The sequence below is a fragment of the Pseudomonas sp. NPDC098747 genome (genome assembly GCF_044760045.1).
GTDB lineage: Bacteria > Pseudomonadota > Gammaproteobacteria > Pseudomonadales > Pseudomonadaceae > Aquipseudomonas.
Genome location: NZ_JBIWAL010000097.1, coordinates 1 through 9,846, shown reverse-complemented (window position 1 = coordinate 9,846; position 9,846 = coordinate 1). Strand labels below are relative to the sequence as shown.

General features: G+C 58.0%; 8 protein-coding genes and 2 pseudogenes. 7 read left to right on the top strand and 3 right to left on the bottom strand.

The genetic code is table 11. The features are described from left to right. A pseudogene (locus ACIQVE_RS28505) lies at positions 1-738 on the bottom strand (glutamine synthetase); the annotation flags it as partial. A gap of 283 nt (positions 739-1,021) precedes the next feature. On the opposite strand from ACIQVE_RS28505, the gene ACIQVE_RS28500 reads away from it, so the two are divergent. The 5 genes from ACIQVE_RS28500 (at position 1,022) to ACIQVE_RS28480 (ending at position 6,491) form a co-directional block, all read left to right on the top strand. Next, on the top strand, positions 1,022-1,783 hold the full coding sequence (locus tag ACIQVE_RS28500; RefSeq protein ID WP_402815120.1) for a gamma-glutamyl-gamma-aminobutyrate hydrolase family protein: 762 nt from the start codon (positions 1,022-1,024) through the stop codon (positions 1,781-1,783). 368 nt (positions 1,784-2,151) lie between these two features. Continuing rightward, entirely contained in the window at positions 2,152-3,294 is a 1,143-nt protein-coding gene (gene potA / locus ACIQVE_RS28495) for a polyamine ABC transporter ATP-binding protein (RefSeq protein WP_402815117.1), read from the top strand. Positions 3,295-3,323: 29 nt separating this feature from the next. Next, positions 3,324-4,205 (top strand): ABC transporter permease subunit, encoded by an 882-nt coding sequence (locus ACIQVE_RS28490; RefSeq protein WP_191626509.1) that lies wholly within the window; start codon positions 3,324-3,326, stop codon positions 4,203-4,205. Further along, a complete protein-coding gene (locus ACIQVE_RS28485; RefSeq protein ID WP_402815115.1) occupies positions 4,202-5,077 on the top strand; it encodes an ABC transporter permease subunit in 876 nt (291 codons plus the stop codon). Before ACIQVE_RS28490 ends, ACIQVE_RS28485 begins: the two co-directional genes overlap by 4 nt. 316 nt (positions 5,078-5,393) lie before the next feature. Further along, positions 5,394-6,491 carry a polyamine ABC transporter substrate-binding protein gene (locus tag ACIQVE_RS28480; protein ID WP_402815112.1) on the top strand — a complete coding sequence of 366 codons (1,098 nt, stop codon included), beginning with the start codon at positions 5,394-5,396 and terminating at the stop codon, positions 6,489-6,491. A 192-nt stretch (positions 6,492-6,683) separates the two neighbouring features. Here ACIQVE_RS28480 and thpR read toward each other — a convergent pair whose 3' ends face one another. Further along, a complete protein-coding gene (thpR, locus tag ACIQVE_RS28475; RefSeq protein ID WP_402815109.1) occupies positions 6,684-7,223 on the bottom strand; it encodes an RNA 2',3'-cyclic phosphodiesterase in 540 nt (179 codons plus the stop codon). A gap of 104 nt (positions 7,224-7,327) precedes the next feature. On the opposite strand from thpR, the gene ACIQVE_RS28470 reads away from it, so the two are divergent. Further along, the gene (locus ACIQVE_RS28470; protein ID WP_402815106.1) at positions 7,328-7,522 is read left to right on the top strand and encodes a hypothetical protein; all 195 of its coding nucleotides are present in this window, start codon (positions 7,328-7,330) and stop codon (positions 7,520-7,522) included. Positions 7,523-7,556: 34 nt separating this feature from the next. On the opposite strand, the gene ACIQVE_RS28465 is transcribed toward ACIQVE_RS28470, so the two are convergent. Beyond that, on the bottom strand, positions 7,557-8,027 hold the full coding sequence (locus tag ACIQVE_RS28465) for a DUF1289 domain-containing protein (RefSeq protein ID WP_402815104.1): 471 nt from the start codon (positions 8,025-8,027) through the stop codon (positions 7,557-7,559). Between the two features lie 470 nt (positions 8,028-8,497). Between ACIQVE_RS28465 and ACIQVE_RS28460 the strand changes: the two are divergent. Then, positions 8,498-9,846: pseudogene (locus tag ACIQVE_RS28460) on the top strand (aconitate hydratase B); the annotation flags it as partial.

Below are 9,846 nucleotides of genomic sequence, written 5' to 3'. Positions count from 1 at the left end.
GTAGGCGATGTTCTTCACCAGACGCTTGAGCAGGACAGCGTAGTCGCACGCCTTGATCGGATCGGAGACGTGATGCAGGTTGACTTCGAACTGCGCCGGGGCGCTTTCCTTGACGATGGCGTCAGCAGGAATGCCCTGCTCTTTCGCGCCTTCGAGGATGTCTTGCAGGCAGTCGACGTATTCGTCGAGGTCGTCGATCAGGTAGACCTGAGTCGACACCGGGCGCTTGCCGGAAACCGGCGAACGTGGCGACTGTGGACGACCGTTCACGTTGTCCTGGTCGATCAGATAAAACTCGAGCTCGAACGCTGCGCAAATGGTCAGGCCGAGGTCGTCGAATTTGCGCACCACGTTGGCCAGCACTTCACGCGGGTCAGCGAAGAACGGCTGGCCTTCGATCTCGTGCATGGTCATTAACAGTTGTGCGGTTGGACGCTTCTGCCACGGCTCGATGCTGAGGGTGCCGGGGATCGGGTAGCAGATGCGGTCAGCGTCACCGATGTCCAGACCCAGGCCGGTGCTTTCCACCGTGGAGCCATTGATGTCGAGAGCGAAAAGCGATGCCGGCAGGTTGATGCCTTTTTCGTAAACCTTATGAAGACTGGTGCGTTCGATGCGCTTGCCGCGCACCACACCGTTCATATCCGCAATCAGAAGGTCGACGTACAAAACCTCAGGATATTTCTTAAGGAATGCGTTTGCTTCGTTGAGTTGAACGGTACGCAGAGGGACCGACATGATGCACCTATTTAGCTGTTAATTATTATGTTCACTGCTGTTTCGCCGAGCCAGTCAATCCGAAAGGCAAAGTGAAGTCAATAGCGAACACACAGCCGCTCAGCCTTTATTTTTCGGGCTATTTTTAACACTCACGTGCCAATACAGGCGCCAGACACCCGAAAAAACATGAAGATTTGACGGAAGGCGTTTAGAATTTTTTACATGGCAGTTGTTAATTAAAATCAACGAGGCTAAGCTCCGGAAAAGCTCGTTCAAGTGTCAAACTTCGAGGTGAATAAAAATGGCATTCAAGCCATTGATCGGCGTTACTGCGTGCGTCAAACAGATTGGCCTGCACCCCTATCACATCAGCGGCGACAAGTACGTCCGTGCTGTCAGCGTTGGCGCTCAGGGGCTGCCAGTGGTCATTCCTTCCCTTGGCAACCTGACTGAAATCGAGGACCTGCTCGGTCAACTCGACGGTCTGTTGCTGACCGGTTCGCCTTCCAACGTGGAGCCTTTCCACTATCAAGGCCCGGCCAGCGCTCCCGGCACGGATCACGATCCGGCGCGGGATGCCACGACCCTTCCTTTATTGCGTGCAGCCATTGCGGCGGGCGTTCCGGTGCTGGGCATTTGCCGTGGCTTTCAGGAAATGAACGTAGCATTCGGCGGCAGCCTGCATCAGAAGGTGCATGAGTTGCCGGGCATGCTCGATCACCGTGAAGCGGACAGCCCGGATGTGGCCGTGCAATACGCACCGGCTCATGCGGTCAATGTGCTCAGTGGTGGCGTGTTCGAAGCGCTAGGGATGCCGGACGAGTTTCAGGTCAACTCTATTCACAGTCAGGGCATCGACCGCCTCGCTCCCGGCTTGCGTGCCGAAGCGGTGGCGCCGGATGGTCTGATCGAGGCGATCTCGGTGGAGCTCAGCCTAACCTTTGCCCTCGGCGTGCAATGGCACCCGGAGTGGCAAGTGCTCGACAACCCGAACTACCTGAAGATTTTCCAGGCATTCGGTGAGGCTTGCCGCCAGCGTGCGGCGCGGCGCAACCAGCGCTGACAAAACCAAAGAATAGGTAACGATTTACTGCCCCCACGAAAGTCGGCTGTGCCTGCGCACATCCGTCATTCGTGAAAAACAACACCCGTAATAACAACAAGTACGACCCAGGCAGCCAGGACGGCGGCGCCGAACAAGCCGGATCGGTAAGAGCAGTACCCGTTGGATCAATGCAAAACCCTGTGGGAGCGAGCTTGCTCGCGAAGGCGGTGTGTCAGGTAACAACAATGTCGACTGACCTGACGTCTTCGCGAGCAAGCTCGCTCCCACAGGGGGATGTGAGGCGACCGGGGATTGTGCTTACAGGCTTGCAATCCACTTAAGCCCGGCCGCATTGGCCAGGCACTGAAACCTGTTGGGAGTTTCACATGGCAAACGCCTCCAGCACTTACAGGAAGGCACTTGAAGGTCATCAGCAACCGAAAAAGGTGCTGGTGAAAGTCGATCGTGTCACCAAGAAGTTCGACGAAACCACCGCCGTGGACGATGTGTCCCTGGAGATCCATCAGGGCGAAATCTTTGCCCTGCTCGGTGGCTCCGGTTCGGGCAAATCGACCCTGCTGCGCATGCTTGCCGGCTTCGAACGCCCGACTGAAGGGCGGATTCTGCTCGACGGCGTGGACATCACCGACATGCCGCCGTACGAGCGGCCGATCAACATGATGTTCCAGTCCTACGCGTTGTTCCCGCACATGACCGTGGCACAGAATATCGCCTTCGGCTTGAAGCAGGACCGTTTGCCGGCCAGTGAAATCGACGCCCGCGTTGAAGAAATGCTGCGTCTGGTGCACATGACCCAATACGCCAAACGCAAGCCGCATCAACTCTCCGGCGGTCAGCGCCAACGTGTCGCCCTCGCCCGCTCGCTGGCCAAGCGTCCGAAGCTGTTGCTGCTCGACGAACCGATGGGTGCGCTGGATAAAAAGCTGCGTTCGCAAATGCAGCTGGAGCTGGTTGAGATCATCGAACGTGTCGGCGTGACCTGCGTGATGGTGACTCACGACCAAGAAGAAGCCATGACGATGGCCGAGCGCATTGCGATCATGCACCTGGGCTGGATCGCGCAGATCGGCAGCCCGATCGACATCTATGAAGCACCGGTCAGCCGTATGGTCTGCGAGTTCATCGGCAACGTGAACGCCTTCGACGGCACGGTGGTTGAAGACCTTGAAGGTCACGCGATCATCCACAGTCCGGACTTGCAGCAGAAGATCTATGTCGGTCATGGCGTCAGCACATCGGTGCAGGACAAGTCGATCACCTACGCGATCCGTCCGGAAAAAATGCTCGTCAGCACCACCCAACCCGAGTCCCGCTACAACTGGTCCGAAGGCAAAGTGCATGACATCGCCTACCTCGGCGGCCACTCGGTGTTCTACGTCGAATTGCCTGGCGGCAAGATCGTCCAGTCGTTCATGGCCAACGCCGAACGTCGTGGCGCACGACCGACCTGGGACGACAAGGTTTACGTCTGGTGGGAAGACGACAGCGGCGTGGTACTGCGCTCATGAGAACCTTCAATCAGCAATTCCTGCGCCTGGTGCCCAGTGGCCGAAAACTGGTGATCGGCATTCCGTTCATCTGGCTGTTCCTGTTCTTCATGCTGCCGTTTTTTCTGGTGATGAAGATCAGCTTCTCGGAAGCTGCGCTGTCGATCCCGCCGTACTCGGAGATCTACACCTACGCCGAACAGAAATTCCAGCTGCTGCTGAACATCGGCAACTACGCCATGCTCGGCGAAGACGAGTTGTACCTGTCGGCCTACCTCGGTTCGCTGAAGGTCGCGGCACTGAGCACGCTGATGTGCCTGGTGATCGGCTTCCCAATGGCTTACGCGATCACCAAGACCGGCAAGGAAACGCAGAACGTCCTGCTGCTGTTGATCATGATGCCGACCTGGACCGCGATCCTGATCCGCGTTTACGCGTGGATGGGCATTCTCAGCAACAACGGTTTGCTCAACAGTTTTCTGATGTGGACCGGCCTGACCGATCACTCGATCGAGATCCTCAACACCAACACGGCAGTGTATATCGGCGTGGTTTACGCCTACCTGCCGTTCATGGTGCTGCCGCTGTATGCCAACCTGGTGAAGCACGACGGCAGCCTGCTGGAAGCCGCATCGGACCTGGGTTCGAGCAACTTCAACAACTTCTGGAAAATCACCGTACCGCTGGCCAAGAACGGCATCATCGCAGGCTGCATGCTGGTGTTCATTCCGGTGGTTGGCGAGTTCGTGATTCCCGAACTGTTGGGTGGCCCGGAGACGCTGATGATCGGTCGCGTGCTGTGGCAAGAGTTCTTCAATAACCGCGACTGGCCGGTGGCGTCTGCCCTGGCGGTGGTGATGCTGTTGATCCTGATTGTGCCGATTCTGCTGTTCAACCGCAGCCAGGCCAAAGAGATGGAGGCACGGGGATGAAACGCTTCGGTTTTGCAAAGTTTATGTTGATCTTCGGCCTGACGTTCATCTATCTGCCGATGCTGATCCTGGTGATCTACTCGTTCAACGCCTCCAAATTGGTGACGGTGTGGGGCGGCTGGTCGATCAAGTGGTACACCGGTTTGCTCGACAACACACAACTGATGGGCTCAGTGGGGCGCTCGCTGGAAATCGCCTGCTACACCGCGATTGCCGCTGTCGCGCTCGGTACTCTGGCCGCGTTCGTGCTGACTCGGGTGACGCGCTTCAAGGGCCGCACACTGTTTGGTGGCTTGGTCACCGCGCCGTTGGTGATGCCTGAGGTGATCACCGGCTTGTCATTGTTGCTGCTGTTCGTGGCGATGGCGCAGTTGATCGGCTGGCCGCAGGAGCGTGGCATCGTCACGATCTGGATCGCCCACACCACGTTTTGTGCAGCCTATGTGGCAGTGGTAGTCTCCGCCCGCCTGCGTGAGCTGGACCTGTCGATTGAAGAAGCGGCGATGGATCTGGGCGCGAAGCCGTTCAAGGTGTTTTTCCTGATCACCATTCCGATGATCGCGCCGTCGTTGGCGGCGGGCGGGATGATGTCTTTTGCCCTGTCGCTGGATGACCTGGTGTTAGCGAGCTTCGTCTCCGGCCCCGGCTCCACCACCCTGCCGATGGAGGTGTTTTCGGCGGTACGTCTGGGCGTCAAGCCTGAGATCAACGCGGTGGCGAGTCTGATTTTGTTGGCAGTGTCGCTGGTGACTTTCCTGGTCTGGTACTTCAGCCGCCGGGCAGAAGCCAACCGCAAACGTGCGATTCAAGAAGCGATGGATCAGACGGCGAGTGAGGCGTGGCAGCCGCAGCGTGCTGCTACCACTGCTTGAAGTTTAACTGTGTGATTTAGATCCCTTGTGGTCAGGGATTTACCTGAGATCAAAGGGAATTATCTGTGGTGAAAGGGCGTTATCTGTGGTGAAAGGGCGTTATCTGTGGCGAGGGAATTTATCCCCGTTGGGCTGCGAAGCGGCCCCCTGCAGTTCTACCTGAAAACTGTGTATTCAGGTTTTACGACTGCTTCGCAGCCGAACGGGGATAAATCCCCTCGCCACAATGGATCTCCTTTTCTCAGTTGAATTTTAGTGCCACGGGTTCTGTGCATCACGTGTTGTGTTTTTGAATAAGAAAAATGGAGTTGTACCGATGAAAATGTTTGGCAGGACTCTGCTGACACTGTCCTTAATGGGCGCAATCGTCATGGGCGCCCAGGCCAACGACAAAGTGCTGCGCGTTTACAACTGGTCCGATTACATCGCGCCGGACACCGTCAAGAAGTTCGAAGACGAGACCGGCATCCGTGTGACCTACGACGTCTTCGACAGCAACGAAACCCTTGAGGCGCGCTTACTGGCGGGTAAATCCGGTTATGACATCGTCGTGCCGTCCAACAGTTTCCTGGCCAAGCAGATCAAGGCTGGCGTCTATCAGCCGCTGGACAAATCGAAGCTGCCGAACTGGAAGAATCTCAACCCGGTGCTGCTGAAAAACGCCGCCGCCAGTGATCCGGACAACGCTCACGCGTTCCCGTACATGTGGGGCTCGATCGGCATCGGTTTCAACCCGGCCAAGGTCAAGGAAGTGCTCGGCGCCAACGCCCCGACCAACTCCTGGGACTTGCTGTTCAAGCCGGAGAACGCTGAAAAGCTCAAGGCCTGTGGCATCAGTTTTCTCGACTCGCCGACCGAGATGATCCCGGCCGCCCTGCACTACCTGGGCTACCCGGTGAACGACAAGGACAAGGCGCACATCATGGAAGCCGAAGCGCTGTTCATGAAGATTCGCCCGTACGTGGCGTACTTCCATTCCTCGAAGTACATCTCGGACCTGGCCAACGGCAACATCTGCGTGGCGGTCGGTTACTCCGGTGACGTCCTGCAGGCCAAAGCCCGCGCGGTGGAATCTGGCAACAACGTAAAAATCGACTACAGCATTCCGAAGGAAGGCGCCGGCAGCTTCTATGACATGGTCGCCATCCCGCGCGATGCGGCGAACGTCGACAACGCCTATCTGTTCATGGATTTCCTGATGCGTCCGGACATCATCGCCGAGATCACCAACAGCAACGGCTACAGCAACGCCAACTCGGCCGCTACGCCATTGGTGGACGAAGCGATCCGCAACGACCCGGGCTCGTACCCGTCGCAAGCGGTGATGGCGACGCTATATGCGGTGCCGGATCAGCCGATTGCTACCCAGCGGATCATGACCCGCGGCTGGACCCGAGTGAAACTCGGCAAGTAATCGTGGCTGATTGAAATTGTGACGACACTGATAAACCGCAGCTCCCACAGGGTTTTAGGTGTGATTTGAAAACCTGTGAATTTCCCGTTCGCGCAGCGCCTTACCACCGCTGCACCCTGCATATGAACGGCCTCACCTGGCTCCCTCGGCTCAGGTGAATTTCAGGCGCCCTCGGGCGCCTTTTTTTGTGGCTCAGGTCAGCGGCCAATCCTGCAAAATCCGGTAACGACCCTTGTGCGATTCAAACAAGGCAAAGTGCTCGGCGTGCAGGCAGAACTCTGCCGGCGCGGCGGATTCCGGCTCCGGCGCGCGGTAGTCGCGGGCCAGAGTCAGATGCGGGCGAAACTCGCGGGCCGTCTCTTCAAAACCGAATGGCAACATGGCCTGCTCCAGCGCGTAAACCAATCGCAGCAACGACTGCGGTGCCTGCTCCGGCGCCAGCGATAACACCCCGGCGCGGTGCCAGACCTGCAAGCGATCCAGCGCAATCCGCAGCGCCTCCCCCGGCGTGCGCACTTTGCCGGCGGCCTCGCAGACTTCACCGATCTGCGCCAGTGGCACCGCGCCGAGAAACAGCAGCGTCAGATGAAAATTGTCTGCCGGCACTGGTTTGCCGGTTCTCAGGCCCAACTCCGCACGCCAATGCGCAATCGCCTTACGCTGCGCCGGCGGGCAATCCAGCGCAAAAAACAGGCGTTTGGAGGGTTCATCCCTGCGTTCGTCATCGGTCATGGCCCGGCTCCTTAACTCATCGATCGGCGGATTCTACACAGCCTGATCTGACGACTCGCGACACCGGTCTATAGTTCAAGGATTGCCATCAACCGGAGGCCGCCATGCGCGAGATCCTCAGCAAAGAACCATGGTGGGCCCGACCACCGAATCCCGGGCAGGATGAGCAGGAACTGGAATGGGGCTGGCTGGTGCATTACAGCGAAGGTGAGCCGCGCTTCGAATTCGTCCGCGAACGGCCAACAGACGAACAGATCCGCAACCGCAAAAGCTGCCGGATCACCCCCTGCACAGAGTGAACACAAACCGTGCGGGAGAGTGCCAGCGATGTTGCTAGCCGCCGAAGGCGTCCTTGAGGAAACCGGGGGCGATGTAGCGCTCATAGTGCGCTTCCGACAACAGGAAGAATTCCCGATCAATGGCATCGCGCAATTCCGGCAGATTCCAGTCGCGGAACTCCGGCAGCAACACCATTCCGTAGGCTTCCAGATTAATGATCACCCGCGCGCCACGGGCAATCAGCTGATACGCCCAGCAATATTCCGACTGATGCGGCACGAAGCGGATCTTGCGCTGTTCGAGCTGCTGGCGCAGGCGCGCCGAATCGAAAATCTCGACTTTGCCCGCCATCACTTGTGACAGCAATTGTTCCAGACGCAGCCACACCGCCCGCTTTTCCTCCTCGCCGTAACCATTCCAATTGATCACTTCGTGATGGAAACGCTTGCAGCCACGGCACACCAGATCACCGTAAACAGTGGAGCAGAGGCCGACGCAGGGAGTCTTGATGGTCTGATTGGGCATATAAAGTAGGCAAAGGCACTGAAACGCGGAACAGATCGGCATGTTAGCCCTTTGTCAGGCATTGATCACCCCTCAAACGTCAGGGGCAAGCGCTGGCCCGGTGTTTGGCCCGGCCACGCACAACGCCACCAAAGTCCAATAGAGCCCGACTTACCTTTAAATTTTTTTTGCCGTAGAATCAGCCAGCCTTTTAAGGCGCCAATGTCCGTTAGAAGCTGTTTTCAAAGCGTCACGAGCACAGTCGTTCCTTCAGAGCGGTGTTGGCGACGGGTTTTTCCAGCGGGGAAAAGCCCAACGCCAACCCTCATCAGCTCCCCCTCTGCAGGCGTAAAACTTTGAAAGCAGCTTCTGTAAGGAATGGTCGGTAATTCTGGCTAAGCGGCCCACAACGCCGCGCAGCGCATGAGTACGAGCATTTCGCGACGAGCGTCCCGGACACCCATTTGGGACCACTGATGAGGGTAATAACTGTGCTTGAAGCCTACCGCAAACATATCGAAGAGCGTGCAGCACTGGGTATCGTTCCCCAGCCGCTTAACGCCGAACAAACAGCCGGCCTGGTCGAGCTGTTGAAGAATCCTCCGGCTGGCGAAGAAGCTTTCCTCGTTGACCTGATCACCAATCGCATTCCACCAGGCGTGGACGAAGCGGCCTATGTAAAGGCCGGTTTTCTGTCGGCACTGGCCAAGGGCGAAGTCTCCTCCCCTCTGCTGGACAAAAAGCGCGCTGTAGAACTGCTCGGCACCATGCAGGGCGGCTACAACATCGTGACCCTGGTTGACCTGCTGGACGACGCCGAACTGGCGCCAGTCGCTGCCGCGCAACTCAAGCACACCCTGCTGATGTTCGATGCGTTCCACGACGTGGCCGAAAAAGCCAAGAACGGCAACGTTCACGCTAAAGGCGTGCTGCAATCCTGGGCTGATGGCGAGTGGTTCAAGAACCGCCCGACCCTGGCCGACAAGATCAGCCTGCGCGTATTCAAGGTCACCGGCGAAACCAACACCGACGACCTGTCCCCTGCTCCAGATGCCTGGTCGCGTCCAGACATCCCGCTGCACGCCCTGGCCATGCTGAAAATGGCTCGCGACGGCATCGTTCCTGATCAGCAGGGCGCCATCGGCCCGATGAAGCAGATCGAAGAGATGCGCGGTCAAGGCTTCCCGATTGCCTACGTCGGTGACGTGGTCGGTACTGGTTCGTCGCGTAAATCGGCAACCAACTCGGTGTTGTGGTTCTTCGGCGACGACGTGCCTCACGTGCCGAACAAACGCGCTGGTGGTTTCTGCTTCGGCAGCAAAATCGCTCCGATCTTCTACAACACCATGGAAGATGCCGGCGCACTGCCAATCGAATTCGACGTTTCCAACATGCACATGGGCGACGTGATCGACCTGTACCCGCATGCTGGCAAAGTCTGCAAACACGGCACCGACGAAGTCCTGACCACCTTCGAAATGAAGACTCCGGTACTGTTGGACGAAGTGCGTGCTGGCGGCCGTATCCCGCTGATCATCGGCCGTGGCCTGACCGAGAAGGCTCGCGCCGAACTGGGTCTGCCGGCGTTCGATCTGTTCAAGAAGCCGGATGCTCCAATTGAAAGCACCAAGGGTTTCACCCTGGCGCAGAAAATGGTCGGCAAGGCTTGCGGTCTGGCAGAAGGCAAAGGCGTTCGTCCTGGCACCTACTGCGAACCGAAGATGACCACCGTAGGTTCTCAGGACACCACCGGTCCAAGGACCCGTGACGTACTGAATGACCTGGCGTGCGGGGGCTTCTCCGCTGATCTGGTGTTGCTGTCGGTCTGCCTCGCCGCTGC

Coding starts and splice junctions, on each gene's coding strand:
- ACIQVE_RS28500 (WP_402815120.1), top strand. CDS start 1,022: ATGGCATTCAAGCCATTGATCGGCGTTACTGCGTGCGTCAAACAGATT.
- potA (WP_402815117.1), top strand. CDS start 2,152: ATGGCAAACGCCTCCAGCACTTACAGGAAGGCACTTGAAGGTCATCAG.
- ACIQVE_RS28485 (WP_402815115.1), top strand. CDS start 4,202: ATGAAACGCTTCGGTTTTGCAAAGTTTATGTTGATCTTCGGCCTGACG.
- ACIQVE_RS28480 (WP_402815112.1), top strand. CDS start 5,394: ATGAAAATGTTTGGCAGGACTCTGCTGACACTGTCCTTAATGGGCGCA.
- thpR (WP_402815109.1), bottom strand. CDS start 7,223: ATGACCGATGACGAACGCAGGGATGAACCCTCCAAACGCCTGTTTTTT.
- ACIQVE_RS28470 (WP_402815106.1), top strand. CDS start 7,328: ATGCGCGAGATCCTCAGCAAAGAACCATGGTGGGCCCGACCACCGAAT.
- ACIQVE_RS28465 (WP_402815104.1), bottom strand. CDS start 8,027: ATGCCCAATCAGACCATCAAGACTCCCTGCGTCGGCCTCTGCTCCACT.